The 23,811-nt window shown below is 68.0% G+C and carries 19 protein-coding genes, 1 tRNA gene and 1 pseudogene; 15 read left to right on the forward strand and 6 right to left on the reverse strand.

What is annotated here, in order from left to right; translation table 11 throughout:
• Positions 1-45: 45 nt before the first annotated feature.
• The 5 genes from recG to gmk all read right to left on the reverse strand — a co-directional run bounded on the left by recG (position 46) and on the right by gmk (position 6,155).
• Positions 46-2,097: an ATP-dependent DNA helicase RecG gene (gene recG, locus ACZK08_RS15795; RefSeq protein ID WP_460256598.1), complete on the reverse strand. Its 2,052-nt coding sequence runs from the start codon at positions 2,095-2,097 to the stop codon at positions 46-48.
• Positions 2,098-2,164: 67 nt separating this feature from the next.
• Positions 2,165-2,551, reverse strand: coding sequence for a RidA family protein (locus tag ACZK08_RS15800; RefSeq protein WP_053519454.1), 387 nt, complete (start codon positions 2,549-2,551; stop codon positions 2,165-2,167).
• Positions 2,552-2,810: 259 nt separating this feature from the next.
• Positions 2,811-4,973, reverse strand: coding sequence for a RelA/SpoT family protein (locus tag ACZK08_RS15805; protein WP_053519455.1), 2,163 nt, complete (start codon positions 4,971-4,973; stop codon positions 2,811-2,813).
• Positions 4,974-5,079: 106 nt separating this feature from the next.
• Positions 5,080-5,379: a DNA-directed RNA polymerase subunit omega gene (gene rpoZ, locus ACZK08_RS15810; protein ID WP_005410877.1), complete on the reverse strand. Its 300-nt coding sequence runs from the start codon at positions 5,377-5,379 to the stop codon at positions 5,080-5,082.
• Positions 5,380-5,489: 110 nt separating this feature from the next.
• Entirely contained in the window at positions 5,490-6,155 is a 666-nt protein-coding gene (gene gmk, locus ACZK08_RS15815) for a guanylate kinase (protein WP_053519456.1), read from the reverse strand.
• Between the two features lie 352 nt (positions 6,156-6,507).
• Here gmk and fdnG point away from each other — a divergent pair, with 352 nt between their 5' ends.
• From fdnG to selD, 9 genes and pseudogenes are all read left to right on the forward strand, one after another.
• Positions 6,508-9,576 carry a formate dehydrogenase-N subunit alpha gene (fdnG, locus tag ACZK08_RS15820; RefSeq protein WP_146256248.1) on the forward strand — a complete coding sequence of 1,023 codons (3,069 nt, stop codon included), beginning with the start codon at positions 6,508-6,510 and terminating at the stop codon, positions 9,574-9,576.
• 10 nt (positions 9,577-9,586) lie between these two features.
• Complete coding sequence (gene fdxH, locus ACZK08_RS15825) at positions 9,587-10,504, forward strand: formate dehydrogenase subunit beta (protein ID WP_065181684.1); 918 nt, start codon at positions 9,587-9,589, stop codon at positions 10,502-10,504.
• Positions 10,501-11,148: a formate dehydrogenase subunit gamma gene (locus tag ACZK08_RS15830; protein ID WP_053519460.1), complete on the forward strand. Its 648-nt coding sequence runs from the start codon at positions 10,501-10,503 to the stop codon at positions 11,146-11,148. The genes fdxH and ACZK08_RS15830 overlap by 4 nt, the downstream gene beginning before the upstream one ends.
• A 102-nt stretch (positions 11,149-11,250) precedes the next feature.
• Positions 11,251-11,436, forward strand: a complete 186-nt coding sequence (locus ACZK08_RS15835; RefSeq protein WP_478452264.1) for a hypothetical protein — start codon at positions 11,251-11,253, stop codon at positions 11,434-11,436.
• Positions 11,417-12,400, forward strand: coding sequence for a formate dehydrogenase accessory protein FdhE (gene fdhE, locus ACZK08_RS15840; protein ID WP_065181685.1), 984 nt, complete (start codon positions 11,417-11,419; stop codon positions 12,398-12,400). The genes ACZK08_RS15835 and fdhE overlap by 20 nt, the downstream gene beginning before the upstream one ends.
• 4 nt (positions 12,401-12,404) lie before the next feature.
• A complete protein-coding gene (gene selA, locus ACZK08_RS15845; RefSeq protein WP_065181686.1) occupies positions 12,405-13,829 on the forward strand; it encodes an L-seryl-tRNA(Sec) selenium transferase in 1,425 nt (474 codons plus the stop codon).
• A pseudogene (gene selB / locus ACZK08_RS15850) lies at positions 13,826-15,756 on the forward strand (selenocysteine-specific translation elongation factor). Before selA ends, selB begins: the two are co-directional and overlap by 4 nt.
• A 24-nt stretch (positions 15,757-15,780) precedes the next feature.
• Positions 15,781-15,876: transfer RNA gene (locus ACZK08_RS15855), tRNA-Sec, on the forward strand.
• A gap of 26 nt (positions 15,877-15,902) precedes the next feature.
• Entirely contained in the window at positions 15,903-16,982 is a 1,080-nt protein-coding gene (gene selD, locus ACZK08_RS15860; protein WP_065181687.1) for a selenide, water dikinase SelD, read from the forward strand.
• A gap of 33 nt (positions 16,983-17,015) precedes the next feature.
• Here the strand turns inward: selD and ACZK08_RS15865 are convergent, their stop codons facing one another.
• Entirely contained in the window at positions 17,016-17,876 is an 861-nt protein-coding gene (locus tag ACZK08_RS15865) for a YicC/YloC family endoribonuclease (RefSeq protein WP_053519464.1), read from the reverse strand.
• A 123-nt stretch (positions 17,877-17,999) separates the two neighbouring features.
• On the opposite strand from ACZK08_RS15865, the gene rph reads away from it, so the two are divergent.
• The 6 genes from rph (at position 18,000) to ACZK08_RS15895 (ending at position 23,801) form a co-directional block, all read left to right on the forward strand.
• Positions 18,000-18,725 (forward strand): ribonuclease PH, encoded by a 726-nt coding sequence (rph, locus tag ACZK08_RS15870; RefSeq protein ID WP_053519465.1) that lies wholly within the window; start codon positions 18,000-18,002, stop codon positions 18,723-18,725.
• Positions 18,722-19,111, forward strand: a complete 390-nt coding sequence (locus ACZK08_RS15875; protein ID WP_053519466.1) for a VOC family protein — start codon at positions 18,722-18,724, stop codon at positions 19,109-19,111. Before rph ends, ACZK08_RS15875 begins: the two co-directional genes overlap by 4 nt.
• Positions 19,108-19,704, forward strand: a complete 597-nt coding sequence (gene rdgB, locus ACZK08_RS15880) for an RdgB/HAM1 family non-canonical purine NTP pyrophosphatase (RefSeq protein ID WP_053519467.1) — start codon at positions 19,108-19,110, stop codon at positions 19,702-19,704. The genes ACZK08_RS15875 and rdgB overlap by 4 nt, the downstream gene beginning before the upstream one ends.
• A gap of 56 nt (positions 19,705-19,760) precedes the next feature.
• Positions 19,761-20,987 (forward strand): radical SAM family heme chaperone HemW, encoded by a 1,227-nt coding sequence (gene hemW, locus ACZK08_RS15885; protein ID WP_081284382.1) that lies wholly within the window; start codon positions 19,761-19,763, stop codon positions 20,985-20,987.
• Between the two features lie 172 nt (positions 20,988-21,159).
• The gene (locus ACZK08_RS15890; RefSeq protein WP_065181688.1) at positions 21,160-23,430 is read left to right on the forward strand and encodes a DUF1631 family protein; all 2,271 of its coding nucleotides are present in this window, start codon (positions 21,160-21,162) and stop codon (positions 23,428-23,430) included.
• A complete protein-coding gene (locus ACZK08_RS15895; RefSeq protein ID WP_065175725.1) occupies positions 23,427-23,801 on the forward strand; it encodes a PilZ domain-containing protein in 375 nt (124 codons plus the stop codon). Before ACZK08_RS15890 ends, ACZK08_RS15895 begins: the two co-directional genes overlap by 4 nt.
• Positions 23,802-23,811 lie beyond the last annotated feature (10 nt).

Consider the following 23,811-nt stretch of genomic DNA (forward strand, 5'->3'; position numbering starts at 1 on the left):
GAGTCGAGCCATGCTCGACTCCCGCGCTCAGCGCAGAGAGGCCGCTTACGCCGAGGCGTAGCGCACGGCCGTGCCGATCCAGCGGCTGACCACGCGGTCGGCCAGTGCGGGCTGCTGGGCCAGCAGGCGCTCGGCCAGGTCATGCACGCCGGGCAGCAGGCCGGCGTCGCGTGCCAGATCAGCGATGCGGAAGCCGGCCAGGCCTGTCTGCCGCGTGCCAAGCAGTTCGCCCGGCCCGCGCAGTTCCAGGTCCTTCTCGGCGATGACGAAGCCATCGTTGGTTTCGCGCATGGTCTGCAGACGCTCACGCGCCATCTGCGAAAGCGGCGCCTGGTACAGCAGCACGCAGCGCGACACCGCCGAACCGCGGCCGACGCGACCGCGCAGCTGGTGCAGCTGGGCCAGGCCCAGACGCTCGGCGTTCTCGATCACCATCAGCGAGGCATTGGGCACGTCCACACCCACTTCGATCACCGTGGTCGCCACCAGCAGGTCGATGTCACCGGCCTTGAACGCGACCATGGTCGCCTGTTTCTCGGCGGCCTTCATCCGCCCGTGCACCAGCCCCACGCGCACGCCCGGCAGCAGCGCCTGCAGCGATTCGAAGGTGGCCTGTGCGGGCGTGGCATCCAGCTCTTCGCTTTCCTCGATCAGCGTACACACCCAGTACACCTGCCGTCCTTCCGCGCAGGCCAGGGCGATACGTTCGATCAGCTCCGGACGGCGGTCGTTGTTCAGGGCCACGGTCTGCACCGGCGTACGGCCCGGTGGCAGTTCGTCGATGGCCGATACGTCCAGGTCCGCGTACTCGGACATCGCCAGCGTGCGCGGAATCGGCGTGGCGGTCATCACCAGCTGGTGCGGCACGCTGTTGCCGCCGGCGCCCTTGTCGCGCAGCGCCAGGCGCTGGTGCACGCCGAAGCGGTGCTGTTCGTCGACGATGGCCAGGGCGAGGTCCTGGAACACCACCGCCTCCTGCATCAGCGCGTGGGTACCGACCACCACCTGCGCTTCGCCATTGGCGACCTGTTCCATCACCTTCGCGCGCGCCTTGCCGGTGACCTTGCCGGCCAGCCAGGCGATACGTACACCCAGCGGCTCCAGCCAACCGCGCAGATTGTTGAGATGCTGTTCGGCCAGCAGTTCGGTGGGCGCGGCCAGCGCGACCTGCTTGCCCTGCTCTACCGCCAGCATGGCGGCCAGCGCGGCCACCACGGTCTTGCCGGAACCCACGTCGCCCTGCACCAGCCGCAGCATGGGACGGGGTCGCGCGAGGTCTTCGCGGATCTGCTTGAACACGCGCGCCTGCGCACCGGTGAGGGCGAACGGCAGCTGCTTCAGCAGGGCCTTGGCCAGCGCACCGGGGCCGGCCAGCGGCGGCGCATGATGCGCCTGCAGCGCGATGCGTTGGCGACGCAGGCTGAGATGGTGTGCCAGCAGTTCTTCCATCGCCAGCCGGCGCTGCGCCGGATGGGTGCCGGCGGCCAGCGCGGCCAGGTCGGCATCCGGTGGCGGCCGGTGCACCGTCAACAGCGCACTGCGCAGCGACGGCAGGCCGAGGCCATCGAGCCAGCCAACGGGCAGCAGTTCCAGCGCGGCTTCTTCGGGGAGGCGATCCAGTGCCTGGCCGATCAGCCTGCGCATCGTCATCGGGCCCACACCTTCCACCGTGGGATACACCGGATCGAGGCGGTCGCCAAGTTCAGGATCATCGTTGCGCCCCAGCACCTGGTAGCTGGGATGAACGATTTCCAGGCCAAGGTGGCCCGGCTTGGGCGTTCCGAAACAGCGCAGGCGGTTGCCGACCGCGAACTGGCCGACCTGCTGCTGGCGGAAATGGAAGAAGCGCAGCACCAGGGTGCCCTGCCCCTCGTCCTCGACCGCCACCTTCAGCATCGGCCGGTAGCGCATGCCGCGCTCGACCGCGACGACGCGCACTTCCACCTGTGCCGGCACGCCGGATCGCAGGTCTTCGATGCGGGTCAGCCGGGTCCGGTCCTCATAGCGCAGCGGCAGGTGAAGCCAGAGATCCTGCAGGGTGGCCAGGCCACGCGCCTGCAGCTTGGCGGCCACGGCCGGACCCACGCCGGCGAGCATCGCCAGGGATGCTTCGCCGGACGGTGACAGGACCGGAGTGACCGCCGCCTTGCGTGCCACGGGGGCGTCAGTCGATGACCATCACCGCGTCGACCTCGAAGTTGGCGCCCTTCGGCAGGCCGGAGACTTCGATGGTGGAACGGGCCGGGAACGGAGCCTGGAAGTAGTCCTGCATGACCGCGTTGACCTTGGCGAACTCGCCCAGGTCGGTCAGGTACAGGCCAAGGCGCACGACCTGGTCCAGCGAACCGCCGGCAGCTTCGGCCACGGCCTTGAGGTTGTCGAACGCGCGGCGGGCCTGGGCTTCGACATCACCGGCACCGACGATGTCGCCGGTCGCCGGATCAAGCGGGATCTGGCCGGAGAAGTACACGGTGTTGCCGGCGCGCACGGCCTGCGAGTAAGGGCCGATGGCGGCAGGCGCCTTTTCGGTGTTGATGATCTGGCGGGACATGGTCGCTCCGGTGCATTTGGAAAACAGAGCGGCGATTGTAGCAACCCGGTAGCGCCGGGCCATGCCCGGCGACGTTTGATTCATGCTGCGTGGCGCGCTCGCCGGGCATGGCCCGGCGCTACCGGTGCACCATCCACCCATGGTCTCCGGGCCGGGCGCATCCTCGTGCGTCGTGTGCGCGGAACGTCATCCAAGCTTCAGGCAAGAGCAGCCGAGCGTGGGCTCGGCTCTACAAAAACCATTTACGCATGGCGTGGCTCTATTGGCGGCGCACCGACTGCACGACCGACAGGCGGCGCAGGCGCCGCATGACCTCGGCCAGGTGGTTGCGGTCGCGCACCTGGATGTTGAACGCCAGCACGGCAGCGTTGAAGTCGCGATCCAGATAATCCACGCGCTCGATGTTGGACTGGCTCTGCGCGATCGCGGCGGCAAGTTGGGCCAGCACGCCGGTGCCGTTCTCCACTTCCACCACCAGCGAGGTGTCGTAGTCACCGGAAACGGTGGTATCCCAGCCGATCAGCACCCAGCGCTCGGGCGACTTGCGCAGCTCGGCCAGGTTCGGGCAGTCCATGCGATGCACCACGATGCCCTTGCCGGCGGTGTGGTACCCCATGATGTCGTCGCCGGGAATCGGCTGGCAGCAGCCCGCGAAGGTGACCACGCCGCGCTCGCTGCCATTGATCAGGATCTTCTCCTGCGAGTGGTGGCGCGAATGCGGGCCGCCACGCAGTTCCGCATAGGCCATCAGCGCCTGCGCGGCCTGGGTCGGCATCCAGTTGCCGAGCGCGACTTCGGCCAGCAGCGCCTCCAGGCGCGGGAAACGGTGTTCGGCCAGGAATGCGTCCAGGCGCCCCTTCGGCAGCCGCTCCAGCGAGGAATCCATCGCCTCCAGCGCACGGTCAAGCATGCGGTGGCCCAGCTGCACGGCGTCCTCGTGCTCCAGCTGCTTGAGCTGGTGGCGGATCGCGGTGCGTGCCTTGCTGGTGACCACGAACTCCAGCCACTGCGGTTTGGGCGTGGCCGAACGCGCGGTGATGATCTCCACCGACTGCCCGGAGACCAGCTTGGTGCGCAGCGGCACCAGCTTCTTGTCCACGCGCGAGGCCACCGCCATGTTGCCGACATCGGTATGCACGGCGTAAGCGAAATCGAGCGCGGTGGAATTGCGCGGCAGGGCCAGGATCTTCCCCTTCGGCGTGAACAGGTAGACCTCGTCCGGGAACAGGTCGACCTTCACGTTGTCGAGGAATTCCAGCGAGGAGCCGGCCGCGCGCTGCGAATCGATCAACTCGACGATCCACGCGTGGGCACGGCTCTGCGCGCTGTTGGGCGAATCGCCACCGAACTTGTAGGTCCAGTGTGCGGCCACGCCTCGCTCGGCAATCAGGTCCATTTCCTCGGTACGGATCTGCACCTCGATCGGCGAGCCATACGGTCCGAACAGCACGGTGTGCAGCGACTGGTAGCCGTTGGCCTTGGGAATGGCGATGAAGTCACGGAAGCGGCCGTCCAGCGGCTTGAACGTGGCATGCACCGAGCCCAGTGCGTGATAGCAGGTGGGCACGCTGCGCACGACCAGGCGGAACCCGAACACGTCCATCACCTGGTCGAAGCTCTTGTTCTCGTCGCGCATCTTGTTGTAGATGCTCCACGGCGTCTTGATGCGGCTGACCAGGCGGTGTTCGATGCCCTCCTTCGCCAGTCGCTGCGAGAGCTGCACTTCCACCTGCGCCATCGCCTCGCGGCGCACCACCGGCTGGCTGCGGATGTGCTTTTCCAGGATCGCGTGGCGCCACGGATACAACGCCTTGAAGCCCAGGTTCTGCAGCTCGCTCTTGACCAGGCTCATGCCCAGCCGCTGCGCGATCGGCGCGTAGATCTCCAGCGTCTCGCGGGCGATGCGGCTCCTCGCTTCGCGGCTCTGGGCGCCCAGCGTGCGCATGTTGTGCAGGCGGTCGGCCAGCTTGATCATGATCACGCGCAGGTCGCGCGACATCGCCAGCAGCATCTTGCGGAAGCTCTCCGCGGCAGCTTCCTGGCGGTCCCGGAACTTCAGCTTGTCCAGCTTGGTCACGCCATCGACGAGTTCGGCAACCGGCTCGCCGAACTCGGCGGCCAGCGCCTCACGGGTCAGCGGCGTGTCCTCGATGGTGTCGTGCAGGATCGCGGCGATCAGCGCTTCGACATCCAGGCCGAGCTCGGCCAGCACCTGCGCAACCGCCACAGGATGGGTGATATAGGGCTCGCCCGACTTGCGTGTCTGCCCAGCGTGCGCAGCGGCCCCGACTTCCCAGGCACGGCGCAGCAGCGGCAGCTGCTCCGGCGGCAGGTAATGGGCGGCGCGTTCAAGCTGGAGGACGTAGTCGGGTACGGCGGCAGTGGGGGCTGCGGCGACCTTGGCAGTGGGGCCTGGGTTCATGCCCGAAGCCTATTCCAGCGCGACGTTTACGGCAAATCCTGAATGCGAAACAGCCCGCACGGGGCGGGCTGTTCGGCGTGTCCAGCGATGACGTTGATCGATGCGATCAATCGTCGTTCTTGGACATGTCTTCATCGGCGACCACTTCCGCGGCGGCCCACTCCAGCGCTTCGCGCTCGGCGCGCTCACGCTCGGCCTTCTCGACTTCGTCGATCAGCGCGTTGTCGATCTTGCGGGCAGCGATCTCGCGCAGCGCCAGCACGGTCGGCTTGTCCTCGGTCTCGCTGTTGTCCAGCGTGGCCTGCACGCCATTGGCGAGCTGGCGGGCACGCTTGGAGGCCATCATGACCAGCTCGAAACGGTTGTTAACGACTTCCAGGCAATCTTCTACGGTGATGCGGGCCATACGGGCTCCCGGCGACCGGTCGGCCGCTCAGTCGAATGAGGGAAAGGGGACGGAGTGTACCGGCAGGGGCTGGACAAAATCAAGCCAACCCTCACCCGATTCTTTTGGAATCAGTCAGTTGCGCCCGGATCAGGGGTCAACAGGGCCTGGATCAGCCCGGCGTGGCGGACCTTCTGGGCCTCGCGGCGCAGGCGGCTGGCGGTGAAGATCGCGCACAGCTCGTCCACGGCGGTGTCGAACACCTCGTTGACGATGACGTAGTCGAACTCATTGAAGTGCAGCATCTCGTCGCGGGCGGCGCCCAGGCGCTGGGCGATCACCGCCTCGCTGTCCTGCCCACGCTTGCGCATGCGGTCCTGCAGGGCCTGCTTGGACGGCGGCAGGATGAACACGGTGACCGTGCCCGGTACCAGCTGCCGGACCTGCTGCGCGCCCTGCCAGTCGATCTCCAGCAGCACATCCTGGCCGGCCGCCAGCTGCGGTTCCACCGACTGCCGCGCCGTGCCCTTCCAGTCTCCGTGCACCCATGCATGCTCGAAGAAGTCGCCCGCAGCAATCATCTGCTCGAACTTCTCTGCGGTGACGAAGTGATAGTGCTCACCGTTCACTTCACCCGGCCGCATGGCCCGCGAAGTGAAGGAGATCGACAGGGCGATCTGCGGGTCGCGGGCCAGCGTCGCGTTGACGATGCTGCTCTTGCCGGCGCCTGAAGGGGCGGCAACGATGTACAGCGTGCCGCGCGCGATGGTGGCCGACGGGGTGGACGGGGCGCTCATGCACGGAACCCAACTGGTTGATTTCGCAAAATTTTTCCTCGATGTTCCAGACATGACGCGGAGGATCGCGCCAGGACGGCAGGGACTGCGCGGAACATCCTGGAACCAAGCCCGGCAGACGGCTCCCCGGGGTGCGGGCACGCAACTTTACCAGAGCGGCCCCTCCCCGCGCCCGGCCACACCCGGGCCGGCCTTGTGCCACATGGGCATGCGGGGGGCTGTGCTATAACCGGGGCATTGCGGTCGTTCCCGGAAAGACGCTCGCGGCATGCTGGCGGTTCTCCCCTTCGACGGCCGTACCCACCGACAGCCCGGAGGCCTGCACGCCTCCCCGCCATCCAAGGAGAACGGCATGCCCTCGATGAGTCGCCGCCAGTTCCTGAAGGTCACCGGGACAACCCTGGTGGGCTCCAGCCTGGCCCTGATGGGCTTCGCGCCCGGCATCGCGCTCGCGGAGGTGCGGCAGTACAAGCTGACCCGCGCCACCGAGACCCGCAACACCTGTACGTACTGTTCGGTGGCCTGCGGCATCCTGATGTACAGCCTCGGCGATGGCGCCAAGAACGCCGAGCCGAGCATCTTCCACATCGAGGGCGACCCGGACCATCCGGTCAACCGCGGCACGCTGTGCCCGAAGGGCGCCGGCCTGGCCGACATCATCCACAGCAAATCGCGCCTGCTCTACCCGGAATACCGTGCACCGGGTACGAACGAATGGAAGCGCCTGAGCTGGGACGACGCTCTGGACCGCATCGCGCGGCTGATGAAGGAAGACCGCGACGCCAACTTCGTGCAGAAAAACGAGGCGGGGCAGACGGTCAACCGCTGGCTGACCACGGGCATGCTGGCGGCCTCGGCCACCAGCAATGAAACCGCGGTGTTGACCCACAAGGTCGTCCGCTCGCTTGGAATGCTCGCATTCGACAACCAGGCACGTGTCTGACACGGCCCGACGGTGGCAGGTCTTGCCCCGACGCTAGGCCGAGGTGCGATGACGAATCACTGGGTCGACATCAAGAATGCCGACCTGATCCTGATCATGGGTGGCAATGCCGCCGAGGCACACCCGTGCGGGTTCAAATGGGTGACCGAGGCCAAGGCACACAACAAGGCCCGCCTGATCGTCATCGATCCACGCTTCAACCGCTCGGCCGCGGTGGCCGATGTCTACGCGCCGATCCGCACCGGCACCGACATCGTGTTCCTGGGTGGCCTGATCAACTACCTGCTGGCCGAGGACCGCATCCAGCACGAGTACGTGCTGAACTACACCGACATGTCGTTCCTGGTGAAGGACGAATTCGCCTTCACCGACGGCCTGTACTCGGGCTATGACCCGCAGAAGCGCAGCTACGACCGCTCCAGCTGGGACTACCTGTATGGCGACGACGGTTACGTACGCAGCGACCCGACCCTGAAGGACCCGCGCTGCGTCTACAACCTGCTCAAGCAGCACTACGCACGCTATACCGTGGAGATGGTCGAACGCATCTGCGGTACGCCCGCCGACAGCATCCGCCAGATATGGGACATGATCGCGTCCACCGCCGGCAAGGACAAGGCGATGACCATCCTGTACGCGCTGGGCTGGACGCAGCACTCCGTCGGTGCGCAGAACGTGCGCGCCGGCACGATGGTGCAGCTGCTGCTGGGCAACATCGGCGTGGCCGGCGGCGGCATGAACGCCCTGCGTGGGCATTCCAACATCCAGGGCCTGACCGACATCGGCCTGATGTCCGACCTGCTGCCGGGCTACCTGACACTGCCCAGGCAGGACGAGCAGGACTACAACGCCTACATCGCCAAGCGCACGCAGAAGCCGCTGCGCGCCAACCAGATGTCGTTCTGGCAGAACTACCCGAAGTTCCATGTCAGTCTGATGAAGTCGTGGTGGGGCGATGCCGCCACCGCCGACAACAACTGGTGCTTCGATCACCTGCCCAAGCTCGACAAGCCCTACGACATGCTGCAGGCCTACGAGCTGATGAACGAAGGCAGGATCCATGGCTACATCTGCCAGGGCTTCAACCCGCTGGCCTCGGCACCGAACAAGGGCAAGCTGATCAGCGCGTTCTCCAAGCTGAAGTTCATGGTCAGCATGGACCCGCTGGAAACCGAAACGATCGCCTTCTGGCAGAACCATGGCGCACTGAACGACGTCGACCCGAGCACCATCCAGACCGAAGTGTTCCGCCTGCCGACCACCTCGTTCGCCGAGGAGAACGGCGCGGTGGTGAACTCCTCGCGCTGGCTGCAATGGCACTGGAAGGGCGCCAACGCACCGGGCGAAGCGCGCAGCGACATCGAGATCATGTCCGAGCTGTTCCACCGCATCAAGGCGCTGTACGAGAAGGACGGCGGCGCGTGGTGGGAGCCGGTGCGCGACCTCGCCTGGAATTACGCCGACCCGAAACTGCCGACGCCGGAAGAACTGGCGATGGAGTACAACGGCAAGGCCCTGGTGGATGTGTTCGATCCGAAGGACCCGACCCGGCTGGTGCGCAAGGCCGGCGAACAGCTGGCCGCGTTCGGCGACCTGCGCGACGACGGCAGCACGTCTTCCGGCTGCTGGATCTACATCGGTGCGTGGGGGCCGACCGGCAACATGATGGCACGGCGCGACAACAGCGATCCCACCGGTATCGGCAACACGCTGGGCTGGGCCTGGGCGTGGCCCGCCAACCGCCGCGTGATGTACAACCGCGCCTCGTGCGACGTCGCCGGGCAGCCGTTCGATCCACGACGCACCCTGCTCGCCTGGAACGGCAGGAACTGGGGCAACATCGACGTGCCCGACTTCAAGGCCGATGAAGACCCGGCCGGCGGGATGGGCCCGTTCATCATGAACCCCGAGGGCATCGCCCGCTTCTTCGCCAAGGCCGGCATGGCCGAAGGCCCGTTCCCGGAACACTACGAGCCCTTCGACACGCCGTTGCGCAGCAACCCGCTGAGCCCGGGCCAGGCGCTGACGCTGAACAATCCGGCCGCGCGCGTGTTCGACAGCGACCGCGCGCAGATCGGCTCGCCGGACGAGTTCCCGCACGTGGCCACCACCTACCGGCTGACCGAGCATTTCCACTTCTGGACCAAGCACGGCAAGCTCAACGCCATCATCCAGCCGGAGCAGTTCGTAGAGATCGGCGCAGCCCTGGCCGACGAGCTGGGCATCGGCAACGGCAGTCGCGTGCGGGTCAGCTCCAAGCGTGGCCACATCGAAGCCGTGGCGATGGTGACCAAGCGCATCAAGGCACTGCAGATCGATGGCAGGACGGTGCACCAGGTGGGCGTGCCGATCCACTGGGGCTTCCTGGGTGCTGCCAAGCCCGGTTACATCGCCAATACGCTGACCAACGCCATCGGTGACGGCAATTCGCAGACGCCTGAATCGAAGTGCATCTTGGTCAAGGTCGAGAAGGTGTAGGAGACACGCCATGTCACTGCAATCGCTGGACATCATCCGCCGCTCGGCCACCACCACGCCCTCGCCGCAGGCGCGCGGTGCCCACACCGGACAGGTCGCCAAACTGATCGACGTGAGCAAGTGCATCGGCTGCAAGGCCTGCCAGGTCGCCTGCATGGAGTGGAACGACCTGCGCGACGAGGTCGGCAGCTGCGTCGGCAGCTATGACAACCCGCCGGACCTGAGCGACCAGTCGTGGACGGTCATGAAGTTCCGCGAGTACGAGGACGAGAAGGGCAAGCTGGAGTGGCTGATCCGCAAGGAGGGCTGCATGCACTGCAGCGACCCGGGCTGCCTGAAAGCCTGCCCGTCGCCGGGCGCGATCATCCAGTACGCCAACGGCATCGTCGATTTCCAGGAGGAGAACTGCATCGGCTGCGGCTACTGCGTGACCGGCTGCCCGTTCGACGTGCCGCGGATCTCCAAGAAGGACCACAAGGCCTACAAGTGCACGCTGTGCTCGGACCGCGTGGCCGTGGGCCAGGAGCCGGCGTGCGTGAAAACCTGCCCGACCGGGGCGATCACGTTCGGCAGCAAGCAGGCGATGACCGAGCACGCCGCCGGCCGCGTCGAGGACCTGAAATCACGCGGCTACGAGAATGCCGGGTTGTACGACCCGCAGGGCGTCGGTGGCACCCACGTGATGTACGTGCTGCAGCACGTGGACAAGCCCGAGCTGTACGCCGACCTGCCAAAGGACCCGCGCATCAGCCCCATGGTCGAGGTCTGGAAGGGGGTGGCCAAGCCGCTGGGCGTGCTGGCAATCGCCGCGACAGCCTTCGTGGGCTTCCTGCACTACATCGGCATCGGCCGCAACACGGTCAACGATGAGGAGGAAGAGCAGGCCGAGCACGAAGCAAAGAAGATCGAAGAGGAGCAGCGGCCATGAAGTACGCCCCGCACCCCCGCCAGATCGTGCGCTACCGCGCTCCGACCCGCATCAACCACTGGATCGTGGCGATCTGCTTCGTGCTGACCGCGCTGTCCGGCCTGGCCCTGTTCCACCCTGCGCTGTTCCCCTTGACGGCGCTGTTCGGTGGGGGGCCGTGGACACGCATCCTGCATCCCTTCGTCGGCCTGGCCATGGTGGTGGGCTTCGCCCTGCTCGCCTTCCGCATGTGGCGTGACAACCTGCCTACCGCCGACGACCGCGCATGGCTGCGCGGCATGCGCGAAGTGCTGCGCAACGAGGATGAGACACTGCCACCGGTTGGCCGCTTCAACGCCGGCCAGAAACTGCTGTTCTGGGCGATCATCGGCTGCCTTTCGGCGTTGCTGCTGACCGGCTTCGTGATCTGGCGGCAGTATTTCAGCCATCTGTTCCCGATCGGCGTGATCCGTTTTTCGGTGCTGGTGCACGCACTGTTTGGCTGGGTACTGGTATGCGCCATCGTGGTGCACATCTATGCCGCGATCTGGATCAAGGGTTCGGTGCGCGCGATGACCCAGGGCAAGGTGACCTATGGGTGGGCCTACAAGCACCATCGGCAGTGGTTCAGGGACATCCTGCGCGGGCGGCGCGGAGAGGGGTAACGGCAGGGCCTGCGGCCCTGCACCCGCCGGATCAACGTCAACTTCAACGTCAAAAGCGGGCTTCCTGAGGGATGGCGGGGCGGGTCCCGCTGCTGTTGGTGGGTGTCGACCTGGGTCGACACGATGAACTCGGCAACAACCAATGGGGTCAGATCCGTTTTCCAGAGGAAAACGGATCTGACCCCGACCTTTCAGGTGGCCGGCAACACGCTGGACGCCAGCGTCGACAACGGCGAGGATGGAGCCTGGTTCTTCCGGCTGGCCCCGCATGGCGCAACGCATCCTTGAACCCGGTGAGATCGAGACGCTGGCCTCGCGCGATGTCCCGCGCATCATTCTGCCGGATGCCGCCTCGCTGTTCGGCGGACGTGCGGACCGGCTGCGCAGCCTGGCCGGACGCAGTGCCATCGGTGGCTACCTGCAGCTGCTGGCAGCACTGGCCGATGCACAACAGGCGCTGCTGGACGAACTGACGCCGCAGCAACGCGAGGCGCTGCAGGCGCAGGCCCGCGCGCAGCAGTCGAGCGCGGCGGCCAGCGCCGGCATGCCATTGCGGCCCGCCAACACACTTCAGCTCGATGGCCGATGGCGCGACTGGTTGCGCGCGCTGTGCCGGCACTGCGCCGATGAAGCCGGGCTGCCTGCGGAGACCCGACAGGAACTGCAACGGGTTGCCGCGGCCGCTGACGCCTGGCTGGATGCACAGGCGCATGCGGTGCTGGAGCGCGACGACGCACCGTCGCTGGACGCGGTCGCTGCCCTGCTGGTGATGAACGCGCTGCAGGTGTACTGGGCCGTACTCGCGGCCAGCTTCCGCCCCACCGACCTGAAACCGCTTGCCGATGCACCCGGGCTGTGCCCGCTGTGCGGCTCGTTGCCGGTGGCCAGTGTGGTGCAGGCGCGCCCACCCTACGCCTCCTACCGCTATCTGTCGTGCTCGCTGTGCGCCTGCCAGTGGCACTACGTGCGCGTGCAGTGCAGCCAATGCGGCGCGGCCGGCAAGGACATCGCCTATCGCGCACTGGCCGAGGTCGACGGCGATGCAGGCGAGGTGGTGCGTGAAGGCGCGATCCGTGCCGAGACCTGCGAGCACTGCCACAGCTACCGCAAGATCCTGTACATGGAGAAGGATCCGGCGCTGGAGCCGGTCGCCGACGACCTCGGCACCCTGGCGCTGGATCTGTTGCTGGGCGAGGAAGGCTACATGCGCGCCAGCCAGAATCCGCTGCTCTGGCAGTCCGACGGCGACTGAACCGATGCCTCGCGTGCACGCCCCCACCGCCCCGGCCAGCGCCCTGCCCTCGCTGGACCGCCTGCTGCGCCTGCCGGCGTTGTCGACGCTGATCAGGGACCACGGCCGCAGCCGCATCGCCCATCTGCTGCGCGAGCACGTGCAGGGGTTGCGCGAGCGCAGCGGCTGCGGCCAGCTGTCACCGGAACAGCTGCAGCGGGCCGTCGCGGAACCCGGCGTGGTCGCGGCCCTGCAGTCGGCGCTGGCAGCCGATGCACGTCTGGATCTGCAGCCGGTATTCAACCTCACCGGCACGGTGCTGCATACGAATCTCGGCCGCGCGCTGTTGCCGGACGCCGCGGTACGCGCAGTGACCCGCGCGATGACGGCGCCGGTGGATCTGGAATTCGACATCGCCCTGGGCCGTCGGGGGGACCGCGATGCGCGCGTGCGCGCACTGGTCTGCGAACTGACCGGCGCCGAAGCGGCGACCGTGGTCAACAACAACGCCGCAGCAGTCCTGTTGCTGCTCAACAGCCTGGCCAATCGCCGCGAGGTAGTCGTGTCGCGGGGCGAACTGGTGGAAATCGGCGGCGCCTTCCGCATTCCCGATGTAATGCGCAGCGCCGGTGCGCGGCTGCGCGAAGTGGGCACCACCAACCGCACCCATCCGGCCGACTTCGACAGCGCCATCGGCACGCGCACCGCGCTGCTGATGGAAGTGCACGCCAGCAACTACGCCATCACCGGCTTCACCGCCAAGGTCGATACTGCACGGATGGCATCGATCGCGCACGGGCACGGGCTGCCACTGGCGGTGGACCTTGGCAGTGGCAGCCTGTGCGACCTGTCTGCCCACGGTCTACCGCGCGAACCTACAGTGCAGGAAACGCTGGCGGCGGGCGCCGACCTCGTCTCGTTCAGCGGCGACAAGCTGCTCGGTGGACCGCAGGCCGGGATCATTGCCGGCCGCGCCGACCTCATCGCACGCATCAACCGCAATCCGCTCAAGCGCGCCCTGCGTATGGACAAGATGGGCCTGGCCGCGCTGGAAGCGGTACTGGCGCTGTACCGCGAACCGGAACTGCTGCCGCAGCGGCTGCCGACCCTGCGCACGCTGTCCCGCGAACAGGGAGACATCCATGCCCAGGCACAGCGCCTGCTGCCTTCCGTGCAGCAGGCGCTGGCCGCGCATTACGCGGTTGAAGCGGTGCCGATGTACAGCCAGGTCGGCAGTGGCGCGCAGCCACAGGCGCAACTGGCCAGCGCCGGCCTGCGCATCCGCGTCGCTGCAGCTGCCGGGTTGGACCGGCTGGCCAAGCGCCTGCGCGGCCTGCCACGGCCGGTGCTCGGGCGCATTGCCGAGGATGCGCTGTGGCTTGACCTGCGCGGGCTTGAGTACGGGGATGAGGCTGCTTTCCTCGCCCAGTGGAGCGCGCTGCAGGCATGATCGTCGGTACCGCCGGGCATATCGACCATGGCAAGACCAGCCTGGTGCGGGCACTGACCGGCATCGAAACCGATCGCCTGCAGGAAGAGCGCGCGCGCGGCATCTCCATAGAACTGGGGTATGCCTATGTGCCGGTGGAGGCCGCACGCGGAGAGGGCCTCCGGCGATGCTGGGCTTCGTCGATGTGCCGGGTCACGAGCGCTTCGTGCACACGATGGTGGCCGGTGCCACCGGCATCGATGTGGCGCTGCTGGTGATCGCCGCCGATGACGGCGTGATGCCGCAGACCCGTGAGCATCTGTCGATCCTGCAGCTGCTGGGTGTGGACCGCGCTGCAGTGGCATTGACCAAGATCGACCGTGTGGATGCGGCGCGCATTGCCGAGGCCGAAGCGGAGATCGTTGCCCTGCTGGCCGGCACACCGCTGCAGGGGTCTGCAGCATTCGCCTGCAACAGCACCGACAGCGCGGATGCCGGCATCCATGCGCTGCGCGCCCACCTGCATGCGTGGGCCGCCGCTAACGACAGCCGCCGAACGGCCCAGCGCCGCAGCGAGCTGTTCCGCATGCCGGTGGATCGCGTGTTCTCGCTGGCCGGTCACGGCACACTGGTCACCGGCGCGGTACAGGGCGGCGTGGCCGCGGTCGGCGCGCATCTGCAGTTGATGCCGACCGCCATCGACGTGCGCATCCGCAGCATCCATGCGCAGAACCAGGCCAGTGGACAGGCTGCCGCGGGACAGCGCTGTGCCCTGAACCTGGCCGCCATCGCCCGCGACGGCATCACCCGCGGCGACTGGATCGCCGATCCGCGCGCGCTGAAGGCCACCACCCGCGTCGATGTACGCCTCCGCCTTGCGGCACAGGTGCGGCCCCTGCGCGACTGGACACCGCTGCACATCCACTGGGCCACGATGCACCGGCAGGCCCATGTGGTGCTGCTGGAGGATGAAGACAGTGGCAACGGCCAGCTGGTGCAGCTGGTGTTCGATGCCCCGGTCTGCGCGATGTGCGGCGACCGCTTCATCGCCCGCGATTCGGCCGCAGCGCATACGCTGGGCGGCGGCACCGTGCTCGATCCCGATCCACCGCAACGACGTCGGCGTAGCCCGGCACGCCGGGCGTGGTTGGCAGCCCTGGAGCAGCTGGCCGCAGGCACGGGAATCGGCCCGCTGCTGCAGCAGGCACCGGCCGGCATCGCGCTGGCCGCACTGCAACGCTACTGCCGGCGTGAGGCCGCACAGATCGATCTCCCTGCAGATGCCCGGCGCATCGCCACCCGCGAGGACACGGTGATCATCCTCGCCTCGCACTGGCAGGCGCTGCGCGAACGGGTGATCCGCTCGCTGCATGACTGGCACGAGCGACGGCCGGACGAGCCCGGTGTCGACAGCGGGCGCCTGCAGCGCAGCACCCTGCCTGCGCTCTCGACCAGTCTCTGGAACGCGCTGCTGCAGGACCTGTTCGACGATGGCGCGTTGCAGCGCGTGGGCGCGTGGTGGCGGCTGCCAGGCCACGACCATGCGCCGCCGGAACGCGAGCGCGCGCTTCTCGAACGCGTGCTCCCGCGTCTGGATGCCGGTGGTTTCGATCCGCCCTGGGTGCGCACGCTTGCGGCCGATCTCGGCTTCGCCGAGGAGGAGATGCGTGCGGTCCTGCGTCGCGCCGCCGCGCGCGGCGAGCTGTTCCAGGTGGTGCCGGACCTGTTCTACGCACCGGCCCGCATCGACGCGCTGGCGGCAACGGTCGCCCGGCTGTCACAGGCAACCGGCATGGTGGATGCTGCAGCATTCCGCGATGCCATCGGCCTGGGCCGCAAGCGCAGCATTCAGATCTTGGAGTTCTTCAATCGCGTTGGCTACACTCGACGCGTCGGTGACCAGCATCGGCCGCGCGGCGACCTGCAATGGAACACCGCCCACGGTTGACTGCACCGGTACCGCCGTACCTTCGGAAGGCATGCGCATCCGGGCATGCGGCTGGGCTTCAAACCCAGCAGGGGGCGTCGATCGCTCCCTGGTAGGTTCGACTCCTGCTGCCTTCCGCCATTCGTGTTCCTGCAGGAGATGCCGGCATGGCCTCGCATGTGCAGTCCCCACTCCCCCCGTCGGCCGAGGCTCCGCAGCGATTGACGTCGCTGGCCCACGGCGGCGGTTGTGGCTGCAAGATCGCACCCGGCGTGCTGGCCGAACTGCTGCGGGGCACTCCGGCGTTCCCTGCGCCGGCCGAACTGCTGGTCGGCCGCGAGACCAGTGACGATGCCGCGGTCTACCGGCTTGATGATCGCCAGGCGATCGTCGCCACCACCGACTTTTTCATGCCGATCGTCGATGACCCGTTCGACTTCGGCCGCATCGCCGCCACCAATGCGCTGTCGGACCTGTATGCGATGGGCGCGCGGCCGCTGTTCGCACTGGCCATCGTCGGCATGCCCATCAATACGCTGCCACAGGACACGATCCGCGGCATCCTGCAGGGCGGCGAACGTGCCTGTGCCGACGCCGGCATCGTGGTGGCCGGGGGCCACAGCATCGACTCGGTGGAGCCGATCTATGGCCTGGCCGCGATCGGCGTGCTGGATCCGCAGCGGCTCAAGCGCAATGCCGATGCCCGCGCCGGCGATGTGCTGGTGCTGGGCAAGCCATTGGGCGTGGGCGTGTATTCGTCGGCGCTGAAGAAAGAAGTGCTGAATGCCGAGGGCTACCGGCAGATGGTCGAGTCGACCACCCGCCTGAACAGCGTGGGCCTGCCCCTTGCCGCGCTGGACGGCGTGCATGCCATGACCGACGTCACCGGCTTCGGCCTGCTCGGCCATCTGCTGGAGGTGTGCCGTGCCAGCGGGGTCGCCGCCGAGGTGGACAGCACACAGGTGCCTCTGCTGCCGCAGACCCTGGACCTGCTGCAACGTGGCTGCGTTACCGGCGCATCCAACCGCAACTGGGCCTCGTATGGCGGCCAGGTGCATTTCGCCGAAGGCGTGGCCGCCCACTGGCAGCCACTGCTGACCGACCCGCAGACCAGCGGCGGCCTGCTCGTATCCTGCGCAGCGGACGCCGTGGATGCGGTGAATGCCGTTTTTGCCGGCGCCGGGTTTGCCCAGGCCGCGGTGATCGGCCAGCTGCTGGCGGGGCCCGCCGGCGTCAGCGTGCGCTGAAACGATGAGGGCGCCCGAAGGCGCCCCGCAGCATCACTCGATGTTCTGCACCTGCTCGCGGATCTGGTCGATCAGCACCTTCAGCTCGACTGCGGCATTGGACGTGCGGCTGTCCACCGACTTCGAGCCCAGCGTGTTGGCTTCACGATTGAACTCCTGCAGCAGGAAGTCCAGGCGGCGGCCGACCGGCTCGCGCTGCGTGAGCACGCGGCGGATCTCGACGATGTGGCTCGACAGGCGGTCCAGCTCCTCATCCACATCCAGCTTCTGCAGCCACAGCACCAGCTCCTGCTCAGCGCGGCCGGGATCGACCGGATGCGGCAGATCGGCCAGGCGCGCAGCCAGCTTGGCACGCTGGCCATCACGGATGGCGGGAATCAGCGTGCGGACGTCACCCGCGATGCGCTCGATGCCATCCACGCGCTCGGCAATGGCCGCGGCGAGCTTGCCGCCCTCGCGCTCGCGGGCCTCGACGAATCCGTCCAGCACCTGATCCAGCAAGGCCAGCGCCTCGACCTGCAGGGCCGCCGCATCGGTGGCCTCGCCTCGGGTCACACCCGGCAGCTGCAGCAGATCGGTGAAGCTCACCTGCAGGTTGGGAAAATCCGACGTCAGGCGGTGGGCCAGATGCCCGAGCTGGCCCAGCAGGGCCTCATCGACCTGCAGATTCCCCGCCGCGTCCGGCGCACGCAGTCGCAGCACCAGATCCAGCTTGCCGCGGCTCAGGCGCGCGGCGATGCGCTCGCGCAGCTGCGGCTCCAATGCCCGCAGTTCTTCAGGCAGGCGGGTGCCGACCTCCAGGAAGCGGTGGTTGACCGAGCGCAGCTCGCAGCCCAGCGTGCCCCACGGGGTGACCCGCTCGCCACCCGCGTAGGCGGTCATGCTTCGAATCATGGAATGTGTCCGGTGCGTGCAAAGGGGGAATGGTACCCTAGCGCCCTCACCAGAGCCCCCCTGCCCGCCCCGTGAAGGTCGCGGGCATGGCGGCGTACTCCCCGCCCTTACGGAACCCGCATCATGTCCGATTCCCGCCCCAGTGGCCGCCAGCCCGACCAGCTCCGCCCGGTCGTCATCCAACGCGGCTTCACCCGCCACGCCGAAGGCTCGGTACTGGTGTGCTTCGGTGAAACCCGCGTGCTGTGCACGGCCAGCGTCGAGAACCGGGTTCCGGGCTTCCTGCGCGGCAAGGGCGAAGGCTGGGTGACCGCCGAGTACGGCATGCTGCCGCGCGCCACCCACACCCGCAGCGACCGTGAAGCGGCGCGTGGCAAGCAGGGCGGCCGCACGCTGGAGATCCAGCGCCTGATCGGCCGCAGCCTGCGCGCCTGCGTGGACCGCAATGCCCTCGGCGAACGCACCATCACCCTGGACTGCGACGTGCTGCAGGCCGACGGCGGCACCCGCACCGCGGCCATCACCGGCGCCTACGTGGCCCTGGTCGACGCCGTGAACGTGCTGATCAAGCGCGGCGAGATCAAGCGCAACCCGATCCTGGGTGCGGTGGCAGCGGTGTCGGTGGGCGTTTACCGCGGCACTCCGGTGCTGGACCTGGACTACGCCGAAGACAGCGACTGCGACACCGACATGAACGTGGTGATGAACGATGGCGGTGGCTTCATCGAGCTGCAGGGCACTGCCGAAGGCCATGCCTTCCGCCGCGATGAACTGGACGCGCTGCTGGGACTGGCCGAAAAGGGCGTGAACGAACTGCTGGCCGCACAGCAGGCGGCGCTGTCGGCATGAACCGGCGCCTTGCCCTGACCACCCTGGTGGTGGCCGACTATGACGAGGCCATCGCCTGGTATACCGGCAAGCTCGGCTTCGCACTGCTGGAGGACATCGACCAGGGCCACAAGCGATGGGTCGTGGTCGGACCGACAGACGGCAGCGCCGCTGCCCTGCTGCTGGCGCGCGCCAGCAACGAGGAACAGCGCAGCCGCATCGGCAACCAGACCGGTGGACGCGTTGCGTTCTTCCTCAACACCGACGACTTCCACCGCGACCATGCGGCGATGCTGGCCGCCGGGGTGGAGTTCCTGGAATCGCCGCGCGAAGAACCCTATGCAACGGTCGCGGTCTTCCGCGATCTGTATGGCAACACCTGGGACCTGCTGGAGCCCCGTCAATGAAGAAACTGGTACTGGCCAGCCACAACGCCGGCAAGCTGGTGGAGATGCAGGAGATCCTTGCCGACCTGCCGCTGCAGATCACCTCGGCCGCCGAACTGGGCCTGGGCGACGTCGACGAGACCGGCCTGACCTTCGTCGAGAACGCGCTGCTGAAGGCGCGCGCGGCCTGCGAAGCGACCGGCCTGCCGGCGCTGGCGGATGATTCGGGGCTGATCGTCGATGCGCTCGGCGGCGCACCCGGCCTGTACAGCGCGCGCTATGCCGGCCACCCGACCAATGCCGCCGCCAACAACGCCAAGCTGCTGGACGCGATGGCCGACATCCCCGATGGCCAGCGCAGCGCCCGCTTCTATGCGGTGATCGTGCTGCTGCGCCACGCCACCGACCCGCAGCCGCTGATCTGCGAGGGCCGCTGGGAAGGGCAGATCATCCGCGAACTGCGTGGCACGAACGGTTTTGGCTACAACCCGGTATTCCTGGACACCACCCACGGCCTGACCGCTGCGGAAATGGAGCCGGCCCTGAAGAACGCCATCAGCCACCGTGCCATTGCCCTGCAGCAGCTCAAGCAGCAGCTGGCGACGCTGTACTGAAGCCATCCGATCGAACCAGGGAAGCCGGCCAGCGGCCGGCACTACCGATGAAGCCCATGCCGCACGCCCACGACCACTGCAACCACCTGCCCGGCGAAGCCTGCTCCGCTGACCACGACAGCCCACCGCGACTGGTGCCACCGCCGCTGTCGTTGTACGTGCACCTGCCGTGGTGCGTGCGCAAATGCCCGTACTGCGATTTCAACTCGCACCAGGCCAAGGGCGAGCTGCCGTTCGAGGCCTACATCGATGCTCTGCTGCGCGACCTGGACCAGGACCTGCCCCTGGTCTGGGGCCGGGTGGTGCACAGCGTGTTCTTCGGCGGTGGCACGCCCAGCCTGTTCCCGCCGGAGGCGATCGATCGCTTCCTGCAGCAGGCCAGCGCCCGCCTGCGCTTCGCGCCGAACGCCGAGATCACGCTGGAAACCAATCCCGGCACCGCCGAGCATGGCCGCTTCGACCGCTATCGCGCGGCCGGCGTGAACCGCCTGAGCTTCGGCATCCAGAGCTTCGACGACGAAGCGCTGAAGCGGCTGGGCCGCATCCACGACAGTGGCGAAGCCGAGCGTGCGGTGAAGATGGCCCAGGATGCGGGGTACGACAATTTCAACATTGACCTGATGTACGCACTGCCCGAGCAGACGCTGGCCGGTGCCGAATCGGACCTCGAGCGCGCCTTTGCACTGCAGCCGGCGCACATCTCGCACTACCAGCTGACCCTGGAACCGAACACGGTGTTCTTCGCGCGCCCGCCGCAGGGCATTCCCGATGAAGACAACGCCTGGGACATGCAGGAACACTGCCAGGCGCTGCTGGCGCAGGCCGGCTTCGGCCAGTACGAGGTCAGCGCCTACGCGCGCCCCGGCCGGCAGAGCGCGCACAATCTGAACTACTGGCGCTTCGGCGATTACCTGGGCATCGGCGCCGGTGCACACGGCAAGATCAGTTCCGGCGCCGAAGAGCACGTGCTGCGGCGCTGGAAGCTCAAGCATCCGCAGGCCTACCTGGACAGCGCTGGCACCCCGGCGTCGTTCGGTGGCGATGAGGTGATCACGCCCGCGCGGCTTCCGTTCGAGTACATGCTCAACCTGCTGCGCCTGCACGAGGGCTTCAGCCTGCGTGATTTTGAATCGCGCACCGGCCTGCCGCGCAGCGTGCTCGACGCACCGCTGGCCGAGGCCGTGCAGCGCGGCTGGCTGGAGACGGCCGATGGCCAGGTCCGCCCGACCGAACTGGGCCGCCGTTTCACCAATGATGTGGTGAGCCTGTTCCTGGACGAATGAGCGCCCCGTCGCATCCGCCGGGCATGGCCCGGCGCCACCCGGCGGCCAGCATGCGGTAGCGCCGGGCCATGCCCGGCGTGCAGCGTGTGCATTCACCCTAAAGTAGCGCCGGCCTCGGCCGACACGGTAGATTCACAGGATCGCTCCGCGGGAATCCGGGTACCGCACGCCGATGTCAGCTGTCTTCTCCCTCTCCGCCACCGACGCTGCCCGCCTGGCCAGCACCGACCTGCCACCGCGGGTACGTGAACTGCTGGGGGCGTTGACCGGCCTGTGCCGGCAGGCACTGACCGCGCCGCTGATCCTGACCGTCGAAGCGCTGGAACAACTCCTGTTGCACGATGCCGACCGCGCGCGCAGTCCGCAGCAGCAGGCTGAACTGATGGCGCAGCGTAGCCAACTGCATGCCTTCGCCGGCCACTTCAGCGAGCGCATGCTCGATGCGGTGGCCGAGGCACTGGCGCGGCTGCGCGAACCGACCGCCTTCACGGCAGCAGCACCACCGCCCGCACTGCCGGGCACGATCGGCCTGTCGCTGGTCGACGAGCACGAGGTCGACCGCGACCTGCTGCTCACCGAAATGGTCCGGCGCGAGACGCAGCGCTCGGCCAACGCCCTGAACCTGCTCGGCCAGCGCCTGGGCGTGCTGGCTGCGGCGCCTGCGTTCGAAGCCGATACCCTTCCGCTGGCACCGCAGGCGCTGTGCGCGATGGTGCGCAGGGTCGCCGAACAGGATGGCCTCGGGGCAGAGGTGCAGCTGGCGCTGTATCGCAGTTTCGAGCGCCAGGTGCTGGAACGCCTGGGCGACCTGCTTGATCGGGCCAATGCCCTGCTCGCCCAGCAGGGCGTGCTGCCGGGCCTGGTCTACACCCCGTATCTGGCCCGCTCGTCGAGTACGCGAAGGATCATCACCCAGTCCGTCGCTGGCGGCCGTGCCACGCAGCCAGCCAGGCGCGCGGCGGCCCCCATGACCGGCTGGGGCGAGAACCTGCCTGCCGGCTCCTGGTCGACCCTGATGCAGGATGCCTTCCAGTCCGGTTCCGCATCCGCTGCAGCGACCCCCGGGCTGACCACCGCCACCGGCACCCTGCTGCACGACCTGCTGCAGCGCGCGCGTACCACGCCGGCGGCAGACGCGCCTGCGGTACCGACTGCTGCCGTCGATGCGGTATTGGCAAGGCTGCAAAACCAGGCCAGCGCCGCTACCGGTGTGGTCGACCTGCAGGCCGCCGTGGTCGCGCAGCTGCGCAGCGAGCATGGCCCGCATGCGCAGATCGGCAGCCATGATCGCGACAACCTGGACCTGCTGCGCCTGTTGATGCAGCAGATCCAGCAGCAGCAGCGCCCGGACCCGGTGCCCGCCGCCCTGCTGGCGCGCCTGCAGGTACCGTTGGCACGTGCAGCGATGGCCGATCCGGGCTTCTTCGTACGCGACGAGCATCCTGCGCGCGAGCTGCTCAACCATATCGCCGAAGCCGGTGCCCGCTGGCTGGGGGACGACGACGTCGATCCGCAGTTTCTGCAGCGCATGGCACAGAGCGTGCAGAGCCTGCTCGGCGAGGATGCACGCACGCCGGAAGCCTTCGCTGCTGCCAACGAAGAGGTGCAGCAGCACCAGCGCGCGGCCGCCCATCGCGCCGAACTGGCCGAACGCCGCCACGTCGAAGCCGCGCGCGGCAGGGAGCGCCTGGAACTCGCGCGGCGCCAGGCCAGCGCCCAGATCGAGCAGTGCTGCAGCACGCAGCAGCCGCCGCGCTTCGTCCAGACCCTGCTGCGCCAGGCCTGGTCCGACGCGCTGACCCTGACCCGGCTGCGCCATGGCGAGGACTCGCCCCAGTGGCAGGAGCGGCTGCAGCAGACCGAGCGCATCGCGGCCGTTACTGCAACCGCCGCCAACGGCGTCGATGGCACCGATGGCGCCTTGGCCGCCGATGTGGAGGCCGCGCTGCTGCAGGTGGGCTATCACGCCGAGGAAGCCTCAGCGGTGGCCCGTCGCCTGGCCACGCCCGGGGGCGAGGACGACAGCACGTCGCGTACCGAACTCAGCGCGCGGCTGAAGGCCCGCGCCCGGCTGGGCGAGCACACCGACAGCCGCAGTGCGTCCGCCCCTGCCGCGCCACGCAGCAGTGCGGAGGAGGCCGCCTACGAGCAGCTGTGCTCCCTGCCCTTCGGCAGCTGGTTCGACATCGACAACGGCGACGGCACGCTTCGCCGCCAGCGCCTGTCCTGGTACAGCCTGCTGACCGGCCATGTGCTGTTCGTCAATCCGCGCGGGCAGAAGATTGCCGAAACCGACCTCGACAGCCTGGCGCGGCAGATCAGCGCTGGGCGTGCGCATCTGGTCACCGAAGACAAGGGCCGGCTGGTCGACCGCGCCTGGAAGGCCAGCCTGGGCGCCCTGCGTGCGCTTGCCGGCCGCAACCCGCAGGACACCCCCGCATGAGCATGACGCCGCCGCAGGACACCCGCCGCGCCCCCCGACGCCAGGTGTCGGACCTGGTGCCGGTGACCGACCAGATGCGCGACTGCGTGGTCGGTCGCCTTGGCAATGTGTCCGAAACCGGCATGCTGATGCTGGCCAGCACTGCGCTGCGCGACGACGCGCTGTATCAGTTCCGCTTCCCGCTGCCGCTGGGCGATGGCCAGCAGGCAGCCATCGACGTGGGCGTGCACCTGTTGTGGAGCGAGCCGGCGCACGCCCCGGGACAGAGCTGGGTGGGCTTCCGGTTCCTCACCCTGTCACGCGAACACCGCCAGCTGCTGCGGCAGTGGGTAGGCGAAGACAGCGACGAAGGACCGCTTTCGACGGACTGACTGCCGGTTC

This window comes from Stenotrophomonas sp. 112478_Sma (assembly GCF_056479905.1).

Bases quoted from the DNA above. Each gene is read 5' to 3' on its own strand.
- recG (WP_460256598.1), bottom strand. From the start codon at position 2,097: ATGCTCGCCGGCGTGGGTCCGGCCGTGGCCGCCAAGCTGCAGGCGCGT.
- ACZK08_RS15800 (WP_053519454.1), bottom strand. From the start codon at position 2,551: ATGTCCCGCCAGATCATCAACACCGAAAAGGCGCCTGCCGCCATCGGC.
- ACZK08_RS15805 (WP_053519455.1), bottom strand. From the start codon at position 4,973: ATGAACCCAGGCCCCACTGCCAAGGTCGCCGCAGCCCCCACTGCCGCC.
- rpoZ (WP_005410877.1), bottom strand. From the start codon at position 5,379: ATGGCCCGCATCACCGTAGAAGATTGCCTGGAAGTCGTTAACAACCGT.
- gmk (WP_053519456.1), bottom strand. From the start codon at position 6,155: ATGAGCGCCCCGTCCACCCCGTCGGCCACCATCGCGCGCGGCACGCTG.
- fdxH (WP_065181684.1), top strand. From the start codon at position 9,587: ATGTCACTGCAATCGCTGGACATCATCCGCCGCTCGGCCACCACCACG.
- ACZK08_RS15830 (WP_053519460.1), top strand. From the start codon at position 10,501: ATGAAGTACGCCCCGCACCCCCGCCAGATCGTGCGCTACCGCGCTCCG.
- fdhE (WP_065181685.1), top strand. From the start codon at position 11,417: ATGGCGCAACGCATCCTTGAACCCGGTGAGATCGAGACGCTGGCCTCG.
- selA (WP_065181686.1), top strand. From the start codon at position 12,405: ATGCCTCGCGTGCACGCCCCCACCGCCCCGGCCAGCGCCCTGCCCTCG.
- selD (WP_065181687.1), top strand. From the start codon at position 15,903: ATGGCCTCGCATGTGCAGTCCCCACTCCCCCCGTCGGCCGAGGCTCCG.
- ACZK08_RS15865 (WP_053519464.1), bottom strand. From the start codon at position 17,876: ATGATTCGAAGCATGACCGCCTACGCGGGTGGCGAGCGGGTCACCCCG.
- rph (WP_053519465.1), top strand. From the start codon at position 18,000: ATGTCCGATTCCCGCCCCAGTGGCCGCCAGCCCGACCAGCTCCGCCCG.
- ACZK08_RS15875 (WP_053519466.1), top strand. From the start codon at position 18,722: ATGAACCGGCGCCTTGCCCTGACCACCCTGGTGGTGGCCGACTATGAC.
- rdgB (WP_053519467.1), top strand. From the start codon at position 19,108: ATGAAGAAACTGGTACTGGCCAGCCACAACGCCGGCAAGCTGGTGGAG.
- hemW (WP_081284382.1), top strand. From the start codon at position 19,761: ATGCCGCACGCCCACGACCACTGCAACCACCTGCCCGGCGAAGCCTGC.
- ACZK08_RS15890 (WP_065181688.1), top strand. From the start codon at position 21,160: ATGTCAGCTGTCTTCTCCCTCTCCGCCACCGACGCTGCCCGCCTGGCC.
- ACZK08_RS15895 (WP_065175725.1), top strand. From the start codon at position 23,427: ATGAGCATGACGCCGCCGCAGGACACCCGCCGCGCCCCCCGACGCCAG.